This window comes from Lysobacter sp. MMG2 (genome assembly GCF_016735495.2).
GTDB lineage: Bacteria > Pseudomonadota > Gammaproteobacteria > Xanthomonadales > Xanthomonadaceae > Lysobacter_J.
The window spans coordinates 335,688-355,906 of record NZ_JAERQY020000001.1; the positions used below are offsets into that span (position 1 = coordinate 335,688).

The window sequence follows — 20,219 nt, forward strand, 5'->3', positions numbered from 1 at the left end:
ACCAGCCGAGACCCTCATTTCCCGATGGCCCTCTCACCGGAGTGCAGCGATGAGCACGTACAGCGTTGGCTACTTTGTCGGAAGCCTGGCCAAGGGTTCAATCAATCGCAAGCTGTCCAAGGCACTGATCAAGCTCGCACCGCCAGAGCTGGTGCTGCAGGAGATTCCGATCCGGGACCTCCCCCTGTACAACCATGACCACGATGCGAACTACCCCGAGGTCGCGCAGCGCCTCAAGCAGGCCATCGCTGGCGTGGACGCGGTGCTGTTCGTCACTCCCGAGTACAACCGGTCGATTCCCGGGGCGCTGAAGAATGCGATCGACTGGGCGAGCCGCCCATGGGGCCAGAACTCGTTCGCGCGAAAGCCCTCGGGCGTGGTGGGGACATCGCCGGGCGCAATCGGAACTGCGGTGGCGCAGCAGCACCTGCGTAGCGTGCTGTGCTTCTGCAACTCGCCACTGATGAACACGGTCGAGGCATACATTCAGTTCACACCGGGTCTGATCGATGACGACGGAGTCGTCAACAACGATGAAACGGCTGAGTTCCTTCGCAGCTACATGCAGGAGTACTCCGCCTTCGTGCAGCGCGTCCTGACGGTGTTGCCACGCGCAAGCTGAAGGATGGCGCCGGCGGTACTGGTCGCGGCCGGGTGCGGGATTGTAGCGGCGTGTATCTGCGGCGTGCTTCGCGATGATCTGGTACGAGTTCGCGCGGGTGGCCACCGAATTAAGTTCGAATTGGCATCCTCGAGCGAGCGATCGCGCGTGCAGGATGGGCTCACGCAATCACATGCCCCTCCGCCATGCACTTCCGCATTTCTCCCATGCAACCCTCGGCCGACGCCGTCAGCACCATGCGCTCCATGGAGGACGTGGTCGAGGCCATCGCCCTCGATAGCGTGCTGGTCAAGCTCCTGAGAAGTCGCCTCTCTCCGCGACCCGACGCGGGTCGCGCACAGCCCTTTCCCGCATCACATGTTCGCCCGCTGCTCAGTGAGCGCGAGCGTGCGGCACTGGACTGGGCCGATGTGCTGACGTTCGGAGAACCCGCCGACGTGCTGGAGGCGGAGTACACGAGGCTTCGCAGGCACTTCGACGAAGACGAGATTTCGGAGTTGACCGTCGCGATCGTCGCCTTGAATGAATGGCGTCGGGCAGCACTGCAACTGGAACCGCACATGCTGCTGTAGCTGGCCTCGACACCGACCAGACCTGCTCGATCGTCCACTTACCACGGTCCACGACTCCGCACATACGCACGGCCTCGCGATGGCGGGGTCGCTGGACCACCATTTTCTTCGGTACCACACCATGACCAACACACCAGCGCTTCACTGGATCGACGGCGAATGGCGCGACTCGCATCCGCACCGCCCCTCTGTAAACCCGGCGAACCAGGAGATCATCGGCCAGTACGCCGATGCGGGAGCGGGAGAGGTCCAGGACGCGATCGACGCGGCACGACGCGCGTTCGAACGCTCCGCGTGGCCGCACGACAAGGCACTGCGATCGAAGGGTCTGCATGAGCTGGCCGACGCGTTCGAGCAACATGCCGAGGAGTTGATCGAGCTGCTCTCGCTTGAGAACGGCAAGGTGAAGCCCGAGGCGCGCCTCGAGGTATCGATGGTGCCTTCGAAGCTGCGCTACTACGCCTCGCTGGCGATGACCAGCGAAGGTCGCGCCGTCGAGCCACGCCCGGGCGCGCTCTCCGTCGTGTTGCGTCAGCCGATCGGTGTTGCGGGCATCATCGTGCCGTGGAATGCGCCCGTTGTGCTGATGGTACGTTCGCTGGCGCCGGCACTCGCGGCGGGCACGACGGCCGTGATCAAAATGCCGGCCCAGACCGCGCAGACGAATGCGCTGGTGGCCTGGATCATGAGCCAGGCGTCCTCCATTCCTCGGGGTGTCATCAACCTGTTCACCGAATCCGGAGCGGACGGAGCGCGGCGGCTCGTCGAGTCACCGGACGTTCCGGTACTAAGCTTTACCGGAAGCACGTCTACCGGGCGCGCAATATCCGAGGCCGGCGCGAAGCGCCTCAAGCGCCTGGGCCTGGAACTCGGCGGGAAGACGCCCATGGTGGTGTTCGACGATGCCGATCCGTCCAAGGTGGCACCTGTCCTCGCGAAGGCAGTGACCACATTCGCTGGACAGTTCTGTATGACAGGATCGCGTGTGCTCGTACAGCGTGGAGTCGCCGACGAACTGCGGAAACGACTTGGCCTGGCGATATCGTCCGTGAAAGTCGGCCCGGCGTCGGATGCCTCCAGCGCCATGGGGCCGTTGATCGACAAGGAGAACGTCGAGCGTGTCGATCGCGCAGTGCGCAAGGCGATCGATGCCGGCGCCTTTGCGCTCGTTCGCGGTGGACCGGCTTCGGAGGGCGCGTTGGCGGCTGGGGCGTTCTACCGCCCGACCCTGCTGGAGATCGATGATTCCTCCATGGAAATCGCGCAACAGGAGACGTTCGGCCCCGTGATGACGTTCCAGGTATTCGATTCGGAAGATGAGGCGCTGTCGCTTGCAAACGACAGTGAGTACGGCCTCGCGGCTAGCGTATGGACGCACGATCTGGATCGTGCACTGCGAGTTGCGGGTCGCTTGGATGTAGGGACCGTCTGGATCAACAACTGGGCCGTCGTGCATGACGAGACGGAAGAAGGTGGCTTCAAGCAATCCGGACGAGGACGCCTTAACGGGCCCGCTGCGCTTGAGGACTTCATGGAGTACAAACACGTGGCTTTAGCGCGTTGATCGCGAACTGGGCAGGAGTTACGGACCCCCACCGTGCGAAGGAGTCGATTCGATCATCGGCTCTCGGCTTCATCGCAGCAGACGCCGCGGCGTCAGGAGCGACACACCCATGAAGATTTTCGTAGCGGGCGCCACCGGCGCCCTGGGCCTGCCGCTGGTGCGCGTGTTATGCGCGCTGGGTCACGACGTGACCGGCATGACCCGCGACGGCCCCGGCGTGCACCGCCTGCGCGAACTGGGCGCTGCCGTTTCCCTCGCCGACGCATTCGACGCGCTTGCCGTGCGCGATGCGATCGAAGCAGCGAGCCCAGACGCGATCATCGACCAGCTCACTTGGCTGCCCGCCGATCCCGCCGATCTCATCCGCTCGATGCCCAACGACACGCGCCTGCAACGCGAAGGCCGCGCCCACCTGCTCGCCGCCGCGCGCGCAGCGGGCGTTCGCCGCTACGTGATGCAGTCGCGCGGATTCTACCTGGAGGCGCCGCAGAGGCGACTCGCCGACGAGAACGCCGGCCTGCGCCACGATGCGCCCGGCGTCGTCGGCGAAAGCGCGCGTGCGATCGGCGAGTACGAGCAGCACGTATTGCAGGCACCGTCGATCGACGGAGTGATCCTGCGCTACGGTTTCTTCCACGGGCCCGGCACGTGGTATGCCCCCGATGGCGCTATCGCCGCGCAGGTGCGTGACGGCCTCGCGGGCATCATCGGGGAAGGCGACGCGGTGTGGTCCTTCGTCCACATCGACGACGCGGTCGCGGCGACCGTCGCGTCGCTCACGGCGGAGCCGGGTGTCTACAACGTCGTGGACGACCATCCGTTGCCTGTCGCACAGTGGTTGCCGGCGTTCGCGCGCTGGATCGATGCGCCGCCACCGCCGCGGATCGGCGTGGAGGAGGCGCTGCGGAGTGCGGGCGAGGAAGCAGTCTATTACCACACGCAATTGACCGGCGCGTCCAACCGTCGCGCGCGCGACAAGCTGGGGTTCTCACCGCGACCGCAGCCGTGGATCGCCGTGGAGCGATGAGGTCAGGCACGCCCGGCGCGAAGTGATCGTGACGAGCGACGGGCAGCCCCCAACCGTTCCGTCCTCCGTCACGACCGGTGCGGCGCCCAACGGGCCCGAGGGGCGGCCGCACGTTCGATGTGTCGAAGCGGCCAGACTCCAGCAATACCCAGCCCGAGCACGAGCACGACTAAGGCAATCGGCATGCCTGCGATGAGGCCCGGTCATCGCCGGTTTTGCTCCCTGGTGCCGCGGTCGAATCGCTGCCCTCCCCGTCCGCCATCGGCCAGAAGCGGATGTTCGCCAACGCCTGAGCGGGACGGAGCCGGCCCGTGTCACCTTCCTCACCCACATGGGGTACCTGTGGGGGTACAAGAATTGATCACGCATGCAATAGCCCAATAATTTCCGGTGCATTCAGAATTCTTCGAGTCCCACTTCCGGCACCAGGATTTCGAAAGGCCAGGTCTTACGACCTGGCCTTTTCGTTTTCTTCGGGTCGGCAGGCAGCATCCGATCGCCGTTCGCATCTCACACCACACTAACGAACCGCGCGACATTGTTCGCAGGCCCGGCGCCTGCGTGCCCGGTATCGCACCAATCGCCGTCCACCGTTTCCCGAAAACGCGAGGCCGCATCCGATGAGTGCCGTCGATCCCACCCCTCCCCCGCTTCCTGCGGAACTCGCCGCGCAGATCCAGGACAAGCCCGATGCGGCCACGTCGTCGACGACCTTGTCGATGTACCGCACGCGGCTGTCGGTATATCGCACGCAGGTGTCGAACCTGCGCTCGCACCTGGCCAACGAACGCACGCATCTGAGCTACCTGCGCACGACGGTGTCGCTGGTGGGCTTCGGCATCACGCTCAATCGCTTCAGCATTTACCTCATCCAGCAAGGCAAGGCGCCGGAGGGCACCCGGCCGCTGCTGGAGAACAGCGGGCAGGCCGGCATCGGGATGGTGGTGCTGGGGCTGATCCTGCTGGTGTGGTCGATCTACCGCTACTGGCGCGTCGGGGAAGACATCGAGAAAGGCCAGTACGTGGCGCGCCAGAAGGGCACGATCGTCGCCAGCTTTGGCCTGCTCGTCATGGGCGGGCTGACGGCCGTGTGGTTGTTCCTGTTCTGAGGTTTCGACCATGCCCATCGAACTGCTCACGTTCCTGCAGACCGCCCCGGCCGTCGCCGCGTCGCACACCTACACGTTGAGTGCATCGAAGGTCTTCCTGTTCTTCTTCATCATGCTGGGACCGTTGAAACTGATCGGCCCGTTCTTCATGCAGACCCGCGCGCTCCCGCCGGCGCAGGCGCGGGCGATAGCGTGGAAAGTGTTCGCGATCTCGGTGGCGGCGGTGCTGGTGGCCGCCTTCCTGGGCGCGTCACTGCTGCGGAAATGGCAGATCGCGCCGACCGTGATGCAACTCGCCGCCGGGCTGGTGTTCCTGCTGGTGGCATTGCAGATGGTCTTGTCGCAATACGAGCCGCCGACGCCACCCGCCGACGCGCCGCCGGAGCCGCAATTGATGCGCCTGGTGTTCCCCATCGCGGTCACGCCTTACGGCGTGGCTACCGTGATCGTGCTGATGGCGATCAGCGCGGACATGCAGCGTTCGGTGTCCGTGCTCGGGCTGGCGATCGCGGTGATGGCGCTGAACCTGCTGGCGATGCTGTTCGCACGCACCGTGATGCGCGGCTTCGGCCCGCTCGTGTTGCAGATCCTCGGCGCGGTGCTGGGCATCCTGCAGGTCGCGCTGGCGCTGCAGTTCATCGTGATGTCGCTGGGGCAGATGGGATTGCGCATCGTGACCTGACGGCGCGATGCGCGATCTCAACCGGCGAGACGCCGATACCGGATCGTGTCGGCCGCCCCAGGGGAGCCGATCATGCCGAACGAGACCTTCAGCGCCTACGACGACGCCGGCAATCGCTACACCGTCCATGTGCGCCGCACCTACATCGACACGCGCAGCGCGGCGGGGCAGCGGCGCGTGGAAGGACTGCGTTCGTATCACCTCAGCGACGGCGGCGCGGTGGACCGCATCGATGCGGACTGCTTCGCCATCGTCGCCAACGGCGTCGCGCTGCGGCTGCACCGACAGGGTGTCTGACCGACCGCCTCACACGCCGGCGTTCGTCACCCGGCGATAGCGCACTTCCACGGCTCGCGCCGCTTCGCCCTGGGGCGAGATGTTGGTCATGGTGATGATGAGCTGGTCGGGATCGGGCTGTTCGATCTCGGTGCGCCAGTCCCAGCGCGGACCGCCCTGCCCGTCGCCGTAGCTACCCAGCACGTTGAAATGCTCCGCCGTCGCCGGGCCGGTGGAGAACATGATGCTGGTTCCGGTGCCGAAGCTTTCCACCCACGCGGACTCGTAGGCGTTGTCGTCCAGGTGCAGGCCGTAGAGGGCCAGCCCTTCGATCGGCTCTTCGTCGAAACGCGTGCGGTATTCGTGCAGCAGGAAGCGGCCATCGAGAACGCCGCGGATCGTGCCGCGCTGCGGCGCCTCGCATGCGACGTGGTCGGGCTGGAACCACAGGCGGAACGTCCCTTCCCATTCGCCGATCATCCCCGCCATGCGGCGGTGGGCACCGTTGGCGATGGAGGCTTCGAATTCCTTCTTTCCCATGTCGTGCTCCCGGTTGGGCGGGAGCACGCCCGCCGCTCAGGGCAGCAGCGTACCGAACACGACGCGGGAGCGCTCGTCGTAGATGCGCAGCCACAAGGCCTGCTGGCTTTTTTCGGCGCAGCGTTTGGCCTGCGGCAACACCGCAGCCAGCGCGGCTTCTGCGCTGGTGTAGTCAGCGGACGCTTCGGCAATCTGCTGTTGCATCAGGCCGCCGTCGTGGCGAGATAGTTCGACGCGGTACATGAGGGGCTCCTCCCGGCTGGGGGACGTCCTGTGGGACGTGGGGGGACGGATTCATAGGCTGCCTAGGTTTTCTGCCCGTCACAGTCAGCGCGGGCACTACGGCTTTGTAGGACTATCCCTACACTGCTCCAGCCGGGTCAGCTGAACCCGGTGATGATTCCTCTTGTCGATTTCTCCGTATGTGGCTGATTGCATGTGCCTGATCGCCCTCTCCTGGAAGCACCATCCCCGCTATCGGCTCGCCCTCATCGCCAATCGCGACGAGGCGCATGCCCGCCCGACGTCGCCGGCGGGCGCCGACCCGGACGATTCGACCGTCTACGGCGGCCGCGACCTGCTGGCCGGCGGCGGCTGGCTGATGGCGTCCACGCACGGGCGTCTGGCCGCCGTCACCAACGTGCGGGCCGGTCCGCCGGAGGGCACGATGCCGCGCTCGCGTGGAGCGCTGGTGCGCGGGTTCGCCGCCGGCCGCGCCAGCGCACAGGAGGCCCTCGCCTCCATCGCCCCGCACGCCGCCGAGTACGGCCGCTTCAACACCCTGGCCTATGACGGCCAGGAGCTCGCTTTCGCCAGCAATTACCCGGCCTTTCAGACCCACGCTGTCGCCCCCGGCCTGCACGCCATGTCCAATGGCGCGTTCGATGCGCCGTGGCCGAAGAGCGGGCACGCGACCCGCGCGCTGGAGCGCTGGCTCGCCAGCCCCGCCGCGCTCGACGGCGCCACCGACGACGCGGCCCTGTCCCCGTTGTTCGACGCCCTCGCCGACACCACGGCCGCACCGGACGACACGCTGCCCGACACCGGCGTCGGGCTCGAGCTGGAACGCCTGCTCTCCCCGCCGTTCGTGCGCGGCGAGCGTTACGGCACGCGCTGCAGTTCCGTGGTGCTGATCGAGGACGCGCGCATCACGTTCGTCGAACAGGGCTTCGGCCCGGACGGTGTGCGCCTGGGACGCACGCGCGCGACCTTCCCCATCGCCTGAACACGCCAGCGGTCCATCGGCGGCACGCTGCGATGCACGGACGTGCTATCCGCCGGAAAGCGGCGCGCCTACCATGGCGCCACCGCCCCCACGGCGCCATGGATCGTCCATGGACACCCTCCTCCACCTGATCGCCGTCTACGGCCTGCTGGTCGTCTTCGTCAGCGTGCTGCTCGACCAGGGCGGCATCCCGGTGCCGGCGTATCCGCCCATCATCCTCACCGCCGCCCTCGCCACCGACCAGGGCAAGAGCGTGTGGCCGATCGTGCTCGTGGCCGCGCTCGCCGCGGTGCTCGCGGACTGGCTCTGGTACGTCGGCGGACGCCGCCTCGGCGCGAAACTGCTGCGCCTGATGTGCCGGCTGTCGCTATCGCCGGACTCGTGCGTGCTGATGACGCGCGGCATCTACGGTCGATGGGGACCGCCGTCGCTGATCGTCGCCAAGTTCATCCCGGGTTTCGCCGCCGTGGCGACCACGCTCGCCGGCGAGACCGGTACCCGCCCGGGCCGCTTCCTGTTGTTCGACGGCATCGGCGCCTTGTTGTGGGCGGGCGTGGCGGTCGCGCTCGGCGCAGTATTCCACGAGGCGGTCAACAGCGTGCTCGAACAACTCGAAGCGCTGGGCCGCATGACGGTGCCGGTGGTGCTCGCGCTGATCGCCGCGTTCGTGCTGTGGAAGTACTGGCGACGGGCGATGTTCCAGCGTCAGCTGCGCATGGCCAGGATCACGCCGTCGGAGCTGAAGCAGCTCATGGACGGTGAATCGCCTCCGCTGATCCTCGACGTGCGCCCCGAACCGCAGCGCGCACTCACCGGTTGGATCCCGGGCGCGGTGTTCGTGCAGACGGTCGCCGACGCCACGTTGATGCCGCGCGAGGAAGTGATCGTCTATTGCGACTGCCCGAGCGAGGCGTCGGCCGCCGTGCTGGCGCGCGCGCTCAACAAGCGCGGCTTCAAACGCGTGCGGCCGCTGGCGGGTGGTTTCAGCGCGTGGAAGAGCGACGGGAACCTCGTCGCGTTCGACTGAACCCTCAGGACGCCGACCAGGGCCACCAACCCCGTCCCGTGCTGGCGTAGCGATCGGCCGCGCGCTCGAAGCGGTTACGCACGCTGATGCCGCCCGACAGCAGGTACAGCGGCAGGAACAACGGGCCCAGCGCGAGGTATTGGTAGACATGCGCGCGTTCGTGATCGGCCAGCACGATCGGCGGTTCATCGCCATGGCCGGCCCGGTGCGCGTAGGTGACGCAGGGCGAATCCAGGTCGTCGCCGGTGTGCAGGATCACGTTGCCGAAGGTGATCGCCCCACCCGGCCCCCAGGGCCAGCGGTGGAAGACCAGCGCCATCTCGCGTCCGCGCCAGTGCGCATGCGCGCCGAACGCCAGTCCGAGCGCGCCGAGCAGCAGCCCGACCAGCGTATTGGGCAACGTCCACAGCGCGCCCAGCGCGATGAGCACTCGATGGAGCATGGGCAATCGTCGAAGCATCGGCATGCGCGCAGCCTAGCGCATCGCCTGCGTCTCCCCGGACGCGAACGATCGGACTCAGTCGCCCTCGGGAATGAGCAGCCAGAGGATCAGGTAGACGAGGATGCCGGGGAACGCGGCCGATGCGATGGACACGAGCACGTACAGCGCACGCAGCAGCGTGGAGTTCCAGCCGAAGCGGCGGGCGAAGCCGCCGATGACGCCGGCGACCATGCGGTCGTGACGGGAGCGGTAGAGCGTGCGCGTGGCGTTCATGGCGGCGCGTCCGGTGGCTGGATGCGCCGCCAGTCTAGCGCCCGGCGTCAGGGCGTCGCGTGACGAATCGCCGACAGCCGCGCGCCCAGCCACTGCGCCGACGGCACGGTGCCCTGGCCGGGGCAGCGCACGGCGTACGCCCGGCCGCTCATGCTGCTCTGGGTGCCGGCGCGTTCGATGAACTGCTCGGCGGTGGCGACCATGTCGCGCTTGCGCAGGTAGTCGTACTTGCGCTGCAGGTGCGCGCGCGCCTCGCCGGCCGGGTACCACGTGCCGTTGCGCTGGAACTCGCAGCCGGAGCGGCCCAGTGAGTCGATGAGCTGGCCGATCTCGCGCTGCGCCTGCGGCGGCGGAGCGGCCCAACCGGACATCGCGCCCAGCGCGAATACGAGACCCACCAGCGATGCCTGCAGTGCTCGCGACGCGTTCATGGCATCACTGTAGTCCGGCCAGCCACGGCCGCACGACGCCGGCCCAGATCGCGTAGCCGCTGGCATTCATGTGCAGCCGGTCCTCCACGAACAGTTCCGCACGCGGCTGCCCCTGCGCGTCGAGCATCGGCAGGTAGACGTCGAGGTAATCCACGCCCGGCGCTTTCTGCGCGTACTCGCGCACGAGCGCATTGGCCTCGCGGATCTGCGGCAGCGTGGCTGCGCGCGACGGACTGGGCTTGATCGCCACGAAGCCGATCGTCACGTTCGGCAACTGCGCATGCACCTTCTCGACGAAGGCGGCGAAATCGTCGCGCACCTGCTGCGGGGTGCGGCCTTCCTGCAGGTCGTTGTCGCCGGCGTAGAACACCACGGCCCTGGGCTGGTACGGCGTGACGATGCGATCGGCGTAGTAGGTCGAATCGCGCACGCGCGAACCGCCGAAGCCGCGGTTGATGGTGGCCACGCCGGGGAAGTCGTCCGGCATCGTCTCCCACATCCGGATCGACGAGCTGCCCACGAACACCACGCCGCCCGGCCGGCGCCGCACTACGCTGTCGGCCTGTTCGAAGGCGACGATGTCGGCTTCCCACTGCGAGGAGTCGGCGACGGGAACCGCGGCCGACGGGACGCTGTCGATCGGTTTGTGCGAAGCGCAGGCACCGAGCAGGGCCACGCAGAGAATCAGGGCAATTCGGGTCACGGGACGCGTCCTTCGAGAATCGCGCAAGTCTGACATGCGCGATGTCGAAACCATCTCGTCGGATGCGCGGAAGCAGACCTTCGTCACGCGGCGTGGACGGGTGCGCTTCAGGTGGCGATAGGAACACGTCATGCCGCCGACGGCGCGTGTGTCGTCGACTGCGCGCGGGCGTCCCGCCTGCGCGGGACTCACGGCTTTTGCGCCCTACTTCGCCCGCTGCGCCAACCAGTCGTGGATCGCCTGTGGCACTTCGCGCTGCGCGCGGCTCGACACGTAGATGCCGATGTGGCCGCCACGGAACGACAGCTCGCTGTAGTCGTCGGTGCCGGTCAGTCCTTCCAGTGCCTTCGACGATGCCGGCGGCACGAGGTGGTCCTGTTCGGCGTAGATGTTGAGGATCGGCACCTCGATCTGGCGCAGGTCCACCGCGCGCCCGCCGATGTCGATGCCGCCCTTGATGAAACCGTTGCCCTGGTAGAACTGCTTGATGAACTGGCGGAACGCTTCGCCGGCCTGGTCGGGCGAATCGAAGATCCACTTCTCCATGCGCAGGAAATCCTCCAGCGCCTTCGGATCGTCCAGCACGTCCACCATGCCCACGTACTTCTGCACGAACAGCCGCCACGGCTTGAGCGTGAGGTAGCACCAGTTCATGACATCCGCCGGCACGTTGCCCAGCGTGTCGACGAACAGATCCACGTCCAGCCCGCGCGTCCAGTTGCCCAGCATGTTGTCGCTGGTGTGGAAGTCCACCGGCGTGACCATCGTGATGAGGTTGCGCAGCTTGTGCGGATTGAGCGCGGCGTAGCACAGCGAGAACGCGCCGCCCTGGCAGATGCCCAGCACGTTCACTGCGTCCATGCGGTACTCGCGGCGCAGGTGATCCACCGCGCCGCCGATGTAGCGCTGGATGTAATCCTCCAGCTCGAGATAGCGATCGGAGCGGTCCGGATAGCCCCAGTCGAGCACGTACACGTCCTCGCCGCGTTCGAGCAGGCCGCGCACGATCGACTTGTCGTTCTGAAGGTCCACCATGTACGGCCGGTTCACCAGCGCGTAGACGATCAGCAGCGGAACGCGCGCGGTCGGCGCACGGTCGCCGCGGAAGCGGTACAGCGCGACCTTGCCGTCGCGCCAGACTTCCTCGCGCGCGGTCGCGCCGTAGTCGATGTCGTGCACCTGGTGCAGCGTGTCCAGGCCGGCGCGCAGCTTGGCCTGGAAGCGGAGCGATTCCTGCGCCAGCGTGTCGGGCGTGAAGCCCAGTGGACCGAATCCGTCCATCAGCGCGCCCTCCCCGTCTTGCCGGCGGTCTTGGCAGCGGTCTTCTTCACCGCCTTCTTCGCAGGCTTCGTCGCCGCCGATGCCTTGCGCGGTGCGGCCGGTCGCGGCGGCGGTTCGGCAGGCGCGGCGCGTGGGGCGCGCGGCGCTTCCTCCGACGGCCCGCGCGCGTGCAGCGCATCGCGCAGTCGACGCAGCTCGCGTTCCAGCTCCACGATCTTGCGATGCGCCGAATCCACTTCCGTCCGCGTGGGCATGCCGAACTGCGTGCTCAGCTGCTCGACTTCCTTCTGCATCCGGCCGCGCAGCGTCATCTGTGCGTTGACCAGCGCGGCGTAGGCGTCACGGAAGCGCGGCGACAACGCGATGTCCGCATACGCCTCCTCGGCGGCGTCGATCCACAGGTCGAACAGCGCACGCACGGAGTCCAGCTGCTTGCCCGGCGCGCTGCGCTCCTCCAGCTTTCGCTCGAAGCGCGTGAAGGCGTCCTGCCCGGCCTCGGCCAGCAGCGTCTGGTAGGCCTGGCTCTGCGATTGCATGTCCATCTGCGCCTGGGCGATATGCTGCCAGCGCTCCTGGTGCTCGCGTGCGAAACCGAACGCGGGCAGATCCAGCCACGAGCGCCCTTCGCGCCGCATCGACTGCAGCCACGGTGCGAACGCCTCGAACCATTTCGACGGATCGGTCTGCGCACTGCCCGGCATGCTGGCGAACATCTGCGCGAACGGGTTGGCGCCGTCGCCGCCCAGCGCCTGTTTCCACGCCGATGCGATATCCGCCGCATTCGCCTGGCGCCCGGCGAACTGCGCCGCCAGCTGCTGCATCTGCCCGAACCAGCCCTGCGCCTGCGCGTTGAAGCGCGACACGGCCTCGTCGCCCTGCGGCAGGCCACCGCGCGCGAACTGCGACCACCAGCCGATCGCTTCGTTCCAGCCCGGCATCGCCGTACCGGAGGACTGGGGCTGCGTCGCACGCAGGGCATCGCCCCACGCGCTCCAGTAACGCCGGCCCCACGCTTCAAGATCGTCCACGCCCTGCATCGCCATCACCGCCATCGGGGAAGACGGCGATGGTATCAATGCCGCGACCACGCCCATGTGACAGGCGCCGCGGCGGCGCTCAGGGCTTGGGAATGCGCAGCGTCTTGCTGATCATCAGCGAGCCCGACAGCGCGAACATCAGCACCAGCGGATGGAACTGCCACGGTCCCAGCTGGACCATGCCCAGCCACAGGTTGTCGCCGATCGCGCCTTGCGAGGCGGCGACGGCCAGCACGATCACCAGCGCCAGGCTGGTCGGGATCGGCGTGCCCTCGAAGTACTTCACCTTGTCGTCGCCGCCGGACAGCGCCTCGGCGGTGACGTTGTAGCGCGCCAGGCGGCTCACGCCGCAGCCGACGAAGTAGCTCAGCACGATCCAGTCCCAGCCGCCCTGCAGGCCGCAGGCATAGGCCAGGGCCGCGGGCGCGACGCCGAAGGAGATCACGTCGGCCAGCGAATCCAGCTCGCGCCCGAGCGTGGACGCCGACTTGCGCCAGCGCGCCACGCGTCCGTCCAGCGCGTCGAAGATGAAGGCCAGCGGGATAAGCGCCATGCCGATGAGCAGGTCGTTCACCACCCCGTCCTGCAGGAAGCGCATCGCGGCGAAGATCGCGCCGGTGCCGCAGAAGGCGTTGGCCAGCGTGAACCAGTCGGCGAGGTGGAACTCGCGCAACATCGAGAAATGGCGACGCGGCATGCGGCGCTCCGTGTGCGGGAAGCCCCCAGCGTGCCGCAACGGGTGTGAAGCCAGCAAGAGGCAAAAGGATAAGCACGGGGCTTTCAGACAAAAGCTCCCTCTCAGGCCAGAGCCCCTCTCCCGCTTGCGGGAAAGGGCTTGGGTGAGGGCAACGAAGTCGTTGCACAGGGCAGCGAGTGCCTTACAGCACCGCGCAGCCATCGCGTGAGGCTCCGCCTCCCTCATCCACCCCCGGATCACGTCCCGGGCAGGCTCTTCGGGCCCCTTCTCCCGCAAGCGGGAGAAGGGTCAATCGCGCGGCATCGCCAGATCCGACGCCTGCAACGCCTTCCCCGCCCCGCGCGGCGTCGTTTCGATCACCGCGTCGCTCGGCAACGTACCGCCACCGTCCAGGTGCGCGCTCACCCGATCCAGCGCCGCATACACGTAAGGCAGCAGCGGCACGTAGCGCGCGCCGTAGTCCGGCAATCCCAGGAACGCGTCGAAATGCTGCGCGTTGCGCACCTGCCAGTAGCGCACGTCGCGACCGGCGGCCTGGGCCGCGCGCACGTACGGCACGCTGCTGAAGGCGGGCGGGATCAGGCCGTCGTCGGTGCCGTGGATGACCACCATCGGCACACCATCGCGCGGCAGGCCCGCGCGCGTTTCCGCCACGCCCTGCTTCACCCGCCGGGCGTTGTCGTCGTCGCCGGTCCACAGCCCGCGCAGGCATTGCAGCGTGGTGAGTGGCGAGGTCGGGTTGGGTTCCACGATGTTCACGCCCGCGCCGGGCGGTATGCCGCTGGCGTCCGACCACCAGGCCGCGCGTTCGGCCGCGGTGGCGGCGCGCGGGCTGAAATTGGCATCGAGCGCGCTGTAGCGGTTGCCGCACGGCAGTTCGCCGAAACCGTAGCGACCGTAGGCCGACGCATAGGTCACCGCCACCGCGCGCCACAGATCGAAGCCGACCGACAGCGCACCGGCGCGCAGGGCCTGGTCGGTCCAGCCGGCGGCTTTCATCGCTTCGTACGCCGAGCGCGCCTGCGCCGCGGTGTCGTCGCCCTGGATCGCGCCGCTCGCCTTCAACGCCGCGCAGCGCTGCGCCCACAGCGGCGCGACCTGCGCCGACAACGGCGGCTGCGGCAGGTTCTGCAGGTGGAGCAGCGCGCAGGGCATCAGCAGCGCCGCCTGCGTCGTGTAGTCGTACAGCGGACGCGCGCCTTCGACGTACACGTTCGGCTCGCCCGCCACCACGGCGTCGAGCCAGTCGCCGTCCAGTTCCGCCGCGCGCAGCACCGCGCCGCCGCCGTTGGACAGTCCCACCGCGATCACCCGCGTATTGCCGAAATCGAACGGCGCGGACTGCGGAAATGCCGCGTCCAGCGATTGCAGCGCGAATTGCGCCGCCTGCTTTACGTGGCGGCCCCAATCGGCCTCGGGGTTGTCTTTGGAATGCGCATGCTTGAAGGCCACGCCGGACGACGCCGTGGTCACCGGCTCGAACGCCAGGCCTTCGCCGCGCGCAACGACCGTGCCGTCCGCACGCACGCCCTGCCCCGCATCCAGGTCGAAGTAGTCCGTGCCCGCGCCCTTGTCGGTGTACGCCACCGCGCAACCCTTCGGCAGGCCCCAGGCGCCGGCCACGGCAATCGCGCCGTAGATGCCGCGCGAACCCGACGAAGCCGTGACCACCACGCAGCGCTTGCCCGCATCGAATGCATCGGGAATCTGCACCAGCACGCGGTGCGGCTGGCTCGCACCGGCGACAGTGGCGAACGCGCTGAACTCACGGCCCGGCACCGCGGCGACGCTGCCGTAGAGCTCGCCATAACCGCCGCCCGGCGCGAGGTCGGCGATGCCGCGCCAGTTGGCCCACAGCGCACGACGGCGCAGTTCGGCCGGCGTGGGATGTTCGGCATCGGCGAACGCGGGCGGCGTGATCGCACGCAACCCCGCCAGCCCGAGCCCGCCGGTGAGCAGGTCGTCGTTGCCGCGATGTTCGGTCGTGCGCGATTGCGAGAACACCGGCGCAGCCTCCTTCGCGGTGCGTGGACGGGATGTGGCACAGGCGGCCAGCGCGAGCGCGGCCCCGGCGACGACGGCGATGCGGACGCAGGTCGGGTTCATGCGGCGAGCCTAGCAAGGCCCTGCGCCACGCCCATCGTACTTTCGTACCAGCACGGCGCCGCCCCGGATGCGCGCACGCTTGCTAGGCTGGTGCCATGCCGACCCTGCTGATCGCCGACGACCACCCGCTGTTCCGCGCCGCGCTGCGGCAGGCGGCGATGGAGGCCGTGGCGGAGGCGGAGATCCAGGAAGCCGGCAGCCTCGATGCGGTGCTCGCCGCGCTGGAGGCCGACGGCGGCATCGACCTGGTCCTGCTCGACCTGCACATGCCGGGCAATCACGGCCTGGCCGGGCTGGCGGCGATCCGCGCGCAGTACCCCGGCGTGGCGGTGGTGGTGGTGTCGGCCAACGACGACCCGCGCGTGGTGCGTCGCGCGCTCGACCACGGCGCCGCCGGCTACCTGCCCAAGAGCGCCGGCCTGGACGAACTGCGCGACGCCATCCGCGCCGTGCTCGCCTGCGAGCAATGGCTGCCCGCGTCGCTGCGTGCGGCGGTGGCGCGCATGCAGAGCGACAGCGGCGACGCCGACCTCGCCGCGCGCCTGGCGAGCCTGTCGCCGCAACAGTTCCGCGTGCTCACGCTGGTGGCGCAGGGCCTGCTCAACAAGCAGATCGCCGACCGCCTGGACGTGCAGGAACGCACGGTGAAGGCGCACCTGTCGGCGATCTTCGAACGTCTGGGCGTGCGCAACCGCACGCAGGCCAGTGTCGTGCTGCGCGAACTGGAACTGGCTGATCCGGCGCGGCAGTTGGCGTCCTGATTTTCAGTCCGTTGCAGCCCCTCTATCGCCGTCATCCCGGCGAAGGCCGGGACCCAGGCTGTCACGTCATCCGCTCCATCTCGTCATTCCAGCGAAAGCTGGAATCCATATGGCTGTTCGAGGCCGGGTAAGCAGATGGACAGGCAAGAGCAACATGGATCCCAGCTTTCGCTGGGATGACGGAATGGAAGTCTTCACGCGTGACGGCCTGGGTCCCGGCCTTCGCCGGGATGACGGATTGCGAGAATGTCGGTTCGAGACGTTGAGGGACGCCCCGCCTCACGACAACTCCAACTCCCGCGCCGCCAGCACGTAGCCCGGGTAAGCGCAGCGCACCCGGGTTTCGACCCGTGAGCCGATCTGGAAACCCGGGTGCGCTGCGCTTACCCGGGCTACGAATGCGTCAGGACAACTCGAGCTCCCGCGCCACCAGCGCACGGTCGAGCACCGACTTCAACGCCAGCGGTTTCACAGGTTTGGCGAGCAGCGACAACCCCGCTTCATGCACGGCGCGGCGCACGTCCTCGCCACGATCGGCGCTGAGGATCAGCGTCGGACGCGCGCCGAACTGCGACGCCAACCGCTGCGTCAGCAGTACGCCGGTATCGCCGTCGTCGAGGTGGTAGTCGAACAGCCACAACGCAGCCGGCGCGCGATGCAGCGCGGCCTCCGCTTCCACGCCGTCGAGCGCGGTGACCACGTCATAGCCCCAGCGTTGCAGCACGGTCGCCAGCGCGTCCATCGCCAACGGATCGTTGTCGACCAGCAGCACGCGCAGCGGCCCGTCTTCGCGCATCGCCACGGCGTGCGACGCGGCGGCTGGACGCGCTGCCTGCGCGACGCGCACCGCGAACACCGTGCCCGCGCCGATCCGGCTGCGCAGCGACAGCGGTGCGTCGAGCAGTTGCGCGATGCGCTCGGCGATCGACAGGCCCAGCCCCAATCCCTGCCCCGGCGCGTCTTCGCCGCGACGGAATTCCTCGAAGATCGCCGCCCGCTGGTCGTCCGCGATGCCGGGCCCGGTGTCGTGCACTTCGACGCGCAACCCGTCGCCGTCACGGCGCACGCCCAGCAGCACACTGCCGCGCGGCGTGTAACGCACGGCGTTGGCGAGGAAGTTCTGCAGCACGCGGCGCAGCAGCTGCGGATCGCTGTGCGTCCAGCCGCGCGTGCCGACGAAGCGGAACGCCAACCCACGCGCAGCGGAGATCGCGCGGAACTCCGAAGCCAGCGGCTCCAGCACGTCGGCCAGCGGGAAGGCGCGCGGCTGCGGCACCAGGCCGCCGGCTTCCAGTCGCGACATGTCGAGCAGGCCGGTCAGCAGGTCGTTGGTGGAATCCAGCGCGCCGCCAATCTGCGCCACGGTTTCGCGCTGGCGCGCGTCGTGCACCTGCTGGCCCAGCGCATCGGCGAACAACTGCGCGGCGTGCAGCGGCTGCATCAGGTCGTGGCCGATGGCGGCGAGGAAGCGGCTCTTGGCTTCGTTCGCACGTTCGGCCTCGCGCTTGGCGACTTCCAGATCCGCGGTGCGCTCCACGACGCGCTGCTCCAGCGTCTCGTTCGCCATGATCAGACCGGCCTCGGCGCGGCGGAACGCGGTGACGTCGGTGAAGGTGGCGACGAAGCCACCGCCCGGCATCGGGTTGCCGCGGATCTCGACGATGCTGCCGTCGGGCAGCACGCGCTCGGACAGGTGCAGCGTGCCGGCGCGCATGAAGGCCAGGCGGCGTTCCAGTGCGCGTTCCAGCTCGCGTTCGCTCCAGGCGCGTGCGGGCAGGCGCTGCAATGCCCAGCGCGAGAGTTCGGCGATCGGGCGCCCCACCTGCAGCAGCTCCGGCGGGAAATCGAACAGCTCGGCGTAGCGGCGATTCCACGCGACCAGGCGCAGGTCGGCATCAACCACGCTGATGCCCTGGCTCATGTTCTGCAATGCGGCTTCGAGCACGCGCTGGTTGAAGCGCAGGTCGGCCGAGGCTTCGCCGACGATCGCCGCGACCGTGTCCAGGTCGTGCCCGGTGGCGCGTCGCGCCGCGTCGAGCAGCACACGCGCCGACGCCGAACCCAACACCGCAGCCAGTTCGCGCTCGATGCGCGCTTCGATGGGCGCCGGCACCGGGCCCTCGCCCGGGCCGTCTTCCAGCAGCTGCGTCACGCGCTCGCGCGGCAGGAAGCGCAGGCCGGCGTCGCGCAACGTGCGCACGTCCAGGCCGCGATGCGCGCGACGCGGCGCCTCGCGCCGCCACAACGCCGCCACCACCGTCGCCAGCGTGCCGACGAACAGGCTCGCACCGACCGCGCGCCCCAGGCGACTCCAGCCCGTCAGCCCGAACAGGCCGTCGGGCGCGAGCCAGCCCATGCCGAACGGCCCGGCGTCGATCCACGCCGGCGGCGTGCCGCGCGCTTCGAAGGTCATCGGCAGCAACAGCACCCACGCCCACGCCGCGAAACCCGCCACGATCCCGATCACTGCCGCGCGCGCCGGCGTCTGCGGTCGCCACACCGCGAAGCACAGCACCGGCGCCAGCGTCGCCAGCGCCGAGAACGACACCGCGCCCACGTCGGCCAGCGCGTCGCTGCCCGCGAGCAGGCGGCTGTACGCCCACGCCAGCAGCATGATCGCCACGATGCCGCAGCGACGCAGCGCGATCACGCTTCCGCGCAGATCGCTGCCGTCGTTGCGCGACCACGCACCGCGCAGCAGGCCGGGCGCGAACCAGTGGTTGCCGATCATCAGGCTGAGCGTGAGCGTGCTCACCACCACCATGCCGGTCGCCGCGCTGAGGCCGCCGAGGAAGGCGAACAGCGCCAGGCCTTCCTGCCCCTGCGACAGCGGCAGTGCCAGCACGTACAGGTCCGACGGCACGCCGGTCCCGGCCAGCAAGGCCTGCCCCGCCGTCGCCAGCGGCAGCACCGGCAGCGCGATCAGCACCAGGTACAGCGGAAACTGCCAACGCGCCGTGCGCACGTCGCGCTCGTCGCGGCACTCGACCACGCCGACGTGGAACTGGTGCGGCAGGATGAACATCGCCAGCGCGCCCAGCAGCACCAGCGGTGCGAAGCCATCGGCCGCGCGCGGCGGCGGCGGCGCGGTCGCGCCCTGCGGCAGCTCGCCCAGGCCGAACCAGACGAACGCGCCCAGCGCCAGCATCGCGGCGAGCTTGAACACCGATTCGAACGCCATCGCCAGCACCAGGCCGCGGTTGTGCTCGGCAGCGCTCGCGCGGCGCGTGCCGAACAGCATCGCGAACAACGCCATCGCCAGCGCGACGTACAGCGCGCTGTCCTGCCACGCCGGCGCGGCGGCGCCCTCGGCGGTGCGCGTGGTGAGCATGGCGAAACTCATCGCCACGGCTTTCAGTTGCAGCGCGATGTACGGGATCAGGCCCAGCGCGGCGATCAGCGTCACCGTCGCCGCCAGCCACGCGTCCTTGCCCAGGCGCGTGGCGATGAGGTCGGCGAGCGAGGTCGCATTCGTCTCGCGCGACAGGCGCACGAGCTTCACCATGAAGGCGATCGCCAGTCCGTACAGCAGGATCGCGCCCAGGAAGGTCGGCGGCAGCGGCCAGCCGTAGCGCGCGGCCTGCGTCACGGTGCCGTAGAAGGTCCACGAGGTGCAGTGCACCGCCAGCGAGAGCGCATACACATGGCGCCATTGCCGCGCCAGCACGGTCGGCCGGCGCTCGGCGTACAACGCCGTGCCGAACATCAGCGCCAGCCACGCCAGGCTGGCGAGGGCGACGGTGGTGAAGCTCAGCATGGGCACGCGGTTCGGCTCATGGCTGCAGGATAGCGAAAGCGGCGCGCATTCGATTTCTTCGCCCGCCCTCTCAGAAGATCTGGAGCC

Annotated in this window: 21 protein-coding genes; 10 read left to right on the plus strand and 11 right to left on the minus strand. The window is 68.6% G+C overall.

What is annotated here, in order from left to right; all coding sequences use genetic code 11:
- The first annotated feature begins 49 nt into the window (after positions 1 to 49).
- The 7 genes from JI752_RS01445 to JI752_RS01475 all read left to right on the plus strand — a co-directional run bounded on the left by JI752_RS01445 (position 50) and on the right by JI752_RS01475 (position 5,873).
- Positions 50 to 622, plus strand: coding sequence for an NADPH-dependent FMN reductase (locus tag JI752_RS01445; protein WP_216958261.1), 573 nt, complete (start codon positions 50 to 52; stop codon positions 620 to 622).
- 206 nt (positions 623 to 828) lie between these two features.
- The gene (locus JI752_RS01450; RefSeq protein ID WP_216958263.1) at positions 829 to 1,194 is read left to right on the plus strand and encodes a hypothetical protein; all 366 of its coding nucleotides are present in this window, start codon (positions 829 to 831) and stop codon (positions 1,192 to 1,194) included.
- 121 nt (positions 1,195 to 1,315) lie between these two features.
- Complete coding sequence (locus JI752_RS01455; protein WP_216958265.1) at positions 1,316 to 2,758, plus strand: aldehyde dehydrogenase family protein; 1,443 nt, start codon at positions 1,316 to 1,318, stop codon at positions 2,756 to 2,758.
- A gap of 109 nt (positions 2,759 to 2,867) precedes the next feature.
- Positions 2,868 to 3,785: an NAD(P)-dependent oxidoreductase gene (locus JI752_RS01460; protein ID WP_216958267.1), complete on the plus strand. Its 918-nt coding sequence runs from the start codon at positions 2,868 to 2,870 to the stop codon at positions 3,783 to 3,785.
- Between the two features lie 620 nt (positions 3,786 to 4,405).
- Positions 4,406 to 4,894 carry a DUF202 domain-containing protein gene (locus tag JI752_RS01465; RefSeq protein ID WP_216958269.1) on the plus strand — a complete coding sequence of 163 codons (489 nt, stop codon included), beginning with the start codon at positions 4,406 to 4,408 and terminating at the stop codon, positions 4,892 to 4,894.
- A gap of 10 nt (positions 4,895 to 4,904) precedes the next feature.
- A complete protein-coding gene (locus JI752_RS01470) occupies positions 4,905 to 5,576 on the plus strand; it encodes a MarC family protein (protein WP_216958271.1) in 672 nt (223 codons plus the stop codon).
- Positions 5,577 to 5,648: 72 nt separating this feature from the next.
- Positions 5,649 to 5,873, plus strand: a complete 225-nt coding sequence (locus tag JI752_RS01475) for a hypothetical protein (RefSeq protein WP_216958273.1) — start codon at positions 5,649 to 5,651, stop codon at positions 5,871 to 5,873.
- Positions 5,874 to 5,882: 9 nt separating this feature from the next.
- Here the strand turns inward: JI752_RS01475 and JI752_RS01480 are convergent, their stop codons facing one another.
- Together JI752_RS01480 and JI752_RS01485 are read right to left on the minus strand one after the other, a co-directional pair.
- Positions 5,883 to 6,392, minus strand: coding sequence for a DUF1579 family protein (locus JI752_RS01480; RefSeq protein ID WP_216958275.1), 510 nt, complete (start codon positions 6,390 to 6,392; stop codon positions 5,883 to 5,885).
- Between the two features lie 36 nt (positions 6,393 to 6,428).
- Positions 6,429 to 6,635, minus strand: coding sequence for a hypothetical protein (locus JI752_RS01485; RefSeq protein WP_216958277.1), 207 nt, complete (start codon positions 6,633 to 6,635; stop codon positions 6,429 to 6,431).
- Positions 6,636 to 6,828: 193 nt separating this feature from the next.
- Here JI752_RS01485 and JI752_RS01490 point away from each other — a divergent pair, with 193 nt between their 5' ends.
- A complete protein-coding gene (locus JI752_RS01490; protein ID WP_216958279.1) occupies positions 6,829 to 7,617 on the plus strand; it encodes an NRDE family protein in 789 nt (262 codons plus the stop codon).
- Between the two features lie 109 nt (positions 7,618 to 7,726).
- Complete coding sequence (locus tag JI752_RS01495) at positions 7,727 to 8,644, plus strand: rhodanese-like domain-containing protein (RefSeq protein ID WP_216958281.1); 918 nt, start codon at positions 7,727 to 7,729, stop codon at positions 8,642 to 8,644.
- A 4-nt stretch (positions 8,645 to 8,648) separates the two neighbouring features.
- On the opposite strand, the gene JI752_RS01500 is transcribed toward JI752_RS01495, so the two are convergent.
- From JI752_RS01500 to JI752_RS01535, 8 genes are all read right to left on the minus strand, one after another.
- A complete protein-coding gene (locus JI752_RS01500) occupies positions 8,649 to 9,086 on the minus strand; it encodes a hypothetical protein (protein ID WP_254200138.1) in 438 nt (145 codons plus the stop codon).
- A 75-nt stretch (positions 9,087 to 9,161) separates the two neighbouring features.
- The gene (locus JI752_RS01505; RefSeq protein WP_216958285.1) at positions 9,162 to 9,359 is read right to left on the minus strand and encodes a PspC domain-containing protein; all 198 of its coding nucleotides are present in this window, start codon (positions 9,357 to 9,359) and stop codon (positions 9,162 to 9,164) included.
- 47 nt (positions 9,360 to 9,406) lie between these two features.
- Positions 9,407 to 9,730 (minus strand): DUF5329 domain-containing protein, encoded by a 324-nt coding sequence (locus JI752_RS01510; RefSeq protein WP_216961708.1) that lies wholly within the window; start codon positions 9,728 to 9,730, stop codon positions 9,407 to 9,409.
- 64 nt (positions 9,731 to 9,794) lie between these two features.
- A complete protein-coding gene (locus JI752_RS01515) occupies positions 9,795 to 10,529 on the minus strand; it encodes an SGNH/GDSL hydrolase family protein (protein WP_216958287.1) in 735 nt (244 codons plus the stop codon).
- Between the two features lie 168 nt (positions 10,530 to 10,697).
- Positions 10,698 to 11,774, minus strand: coding sequence for a class III poly(R)-hydroxyalkanoic acid synthase subunit PhaC (locus tag JI752_RS01520; protein ID WP_216958289.1), 1,077 nt, complete (start codon positions 11,772 to 11,774; stop codon positions 10,698 to 10,700).
- Positions 11,774 to 12,817, minus strand: a complete 1,044-nt coding sequence (gene phaE / locus JI752_RS01525; protein ID WP_216958291.1) for a class III poly(R)-hydroxyalkanoic acid synthase subunit PhaE — start codon at positions 12,815 to 12,817, stop codon at positions 11,774 to 11,776. The genes JI752_RS01520 and phaE overlap by 1 nt, the downstream gene beginning before the upstream one ends.
- Before the next feature lie 73 nt (positions 12,818 to 12,890).
- Positions 12,891 to 13,508 carry a phosphatidylcholine/phosphatidylserine synthase gene (locus tag JI752_RS01530; RefSeq protein WP_216958293.1) on the minus strand — a complete coding sequence of 206 codons (618 nt, stop codon included), beginning with the start codon at positions 13,506 to 13,508 and terminating at the stop codon, positions 12,891 to 12,893.
- Positions 13,509 to 13,796: 288 nt separating this feature from the next.
- The gene (locus JI752_RS01535; protein ID WP_216958295.1) at positions 13,797 to 15,614 is read right to left on the minus strand and encodes a D-(-)-3-hydroxybutyrate oligomer hydrolase; all 1,818 of its coding nucleotides are present in this window, start codon (positions 15,612 to 15,614) and stop codon (positions 13,797 to 13,799) included.
- A gap of 95 nt (positions 15,615 to 15,709) precedes the next feature.
- On the opposite strand from JI752_RS01535, the gene JI752_RS01540 reads away from it, so the two are divergent.
- Complete coding sequence (locus JI752_RS01540; RefSeq protein ID WP_216958298.1) at positions 15,710 to 16,375, plus strand: response regulator transcription factor; 666 nt, start codon at positions 15,710 to 15,712, stop codon at positions 16,373 to 16,375.
- A 403-nt stretch (positions 16,376 to 16,778) separates the two neighbouring features.
- On the opposite strand, the gene JI752_RS01545 is transcribed toward JI752_RS01540, so the two are convergent.
- Positions 16,779 to 20,132 (minus strand): PAS-domain containing protein, encoded by a 3,354-nt coding sequence (locus JI752_RS01545; protein ID WP_216958300.1) that lies wholly within the window; start codon positions 20,130 to 20,132, stop codon positions 16,779 to 16,781.
- Positions 20,133 to 20,219: the final 87 nt, after the last annotated feature.

Coding starts and splice junctions, on each gene's coding strand:
- JI752_RS01445 (WP_216958261.1), top strand. CDS start 50: ATGAGCACGTACAGCGTTGGCTACTTTGTCGGAAGCCTGGCCAAGGGT.
- JI752_RS01450 (WP_216958263.1), top strand. CDS start 829: ATGCAACCCTCGGCCGACGCCGTCAGCACCATGCGCTCCATGGAGGAC.
- JI752_RS01455 (WP_216958265.1), top strand. CDS start 1,316: ATGACCAACACACCAGCGCTTCACTGGATCGACGGCGAATGGCGCGAC.
- JI752_RS01460 (WP_216958267.1), top strand. CDS start 2,868: ATGAAGATTTTCGTAGCGGGCGCCACCGGCGCCCTGGGCCTGCCGCTG.
- JI752_RS01465 (WP_216958269.1), top strand. CDS start 4,406: ATGAGTGCCGTCGATCCCACCCCTCCCCCGCTTCCTGCGGAACTCGCC.
- JI752_RS01470 (WP_216958271.1), top strand. CDS start 4,905: ATGCCCATCGAACTGCTCACGTTCCTGCAGACCGCCCCGGCCGTCGCC.
- JI752_RS01475 (WP_216958273.1), top strand. CDS start 5,649: ATGCCGAACGAGACCTTCAGCGCCTACGACGACGCCGGCAATCGCTAC.
- JI752_RS01480 (WP_216958275.1), bottom strand. CDS start 6,392: ATGGGAAAGAAGGAATTCGAAGCCTCCATCGCCAACGGTGCCCACCGC.
- JI752_RS01485 (WP_216958277.1), bottom strand. CDS start 6,635: ATGTACCGCGTCGAACTATCTCGCCACGACGGCGGCCTGATGCAACAG.
- JI752_RS01490 (WP_216958279.1), top strand. CDS start 6,829: ATGTGCCTGATCGCCCTCTCCTGGAAGCACCATCCCCGCTATCGGCTC.
- JI752_RS01495 (WP_216958281.1), top strand. CDS start 7,727: ATGGACACCCTCCTCCACCTGATCGCCGTCTACGGCCTGCTGGTCGTC.
- JI752_RS01500 (WP_254200138.1), bottom strand. CDS start 9,086: ATGCTCCATCGAGTGCTCATCGCGCTGGGCGCGCTGTGGACGTTGCCC.
- JI752_RS01505 (WP_216958285.1), bottom strand. CDS start 9,359: ATGAACGCCACGCGCACGCTCTACCGCTCCCGTCACGACCGCATGGTC.
- JI752_RS01510 (WP_216961708.1), bottom strand. CDS start 9,730: ATGTCCGGTTGGGCCGCTCCGCCGCCGCAGGCGCAGCGCGAGATCGGC.
- JI752_RS01515 (WP_216958287.1), bottom strand. CDS start 10,529: ATGTCAGACTTGCGCGATTCTCGAAGGACGCGTCCCGTGACCCGAATT.
- JI752_RS01520 (WP_216958289.1), bottom strand. CDS start 11,774: ATGGACGGATTCGGTCCACTGGGCTTCACGCCCGACACGCTGGCGCAG.
- phaE (WP_216958291.1), bottom strand. CDS start 12,817: ATGGCGATGCAGGGCGTGGACGATCTTGAAGCGTGGGGCCGGCGTTAC.
- JI752_RS01530 (WP_216958293.1), bottom strand. CDS start 13,508: ATGCCGCGTCGCCATTTCTCGATGTTGCGCGAGTTCCACCTCGCCGAC.
- JI752_RS01535 (WP_216958295.1), bottom strand. CDS start 15,614: ATGAACCCGACCTGCGTCCGCATCGCCGTCGTCGCCGGGGCCGCGCTC.
- JI752_RS01540 (WP_216958298.1), top strand. CDS start 15,710: ATGCCGACCCTGCTGATCGCCGACGACCACCCGCTGTTCCGCGCCGCG.
- JI752_RS01545 (WP_216958300.1), bottom strand. CDS start 20,132: ATGCTGAGCTTCACCACCGTCGCCCTCGCCAGCCTGGCGTGGCTGGCG.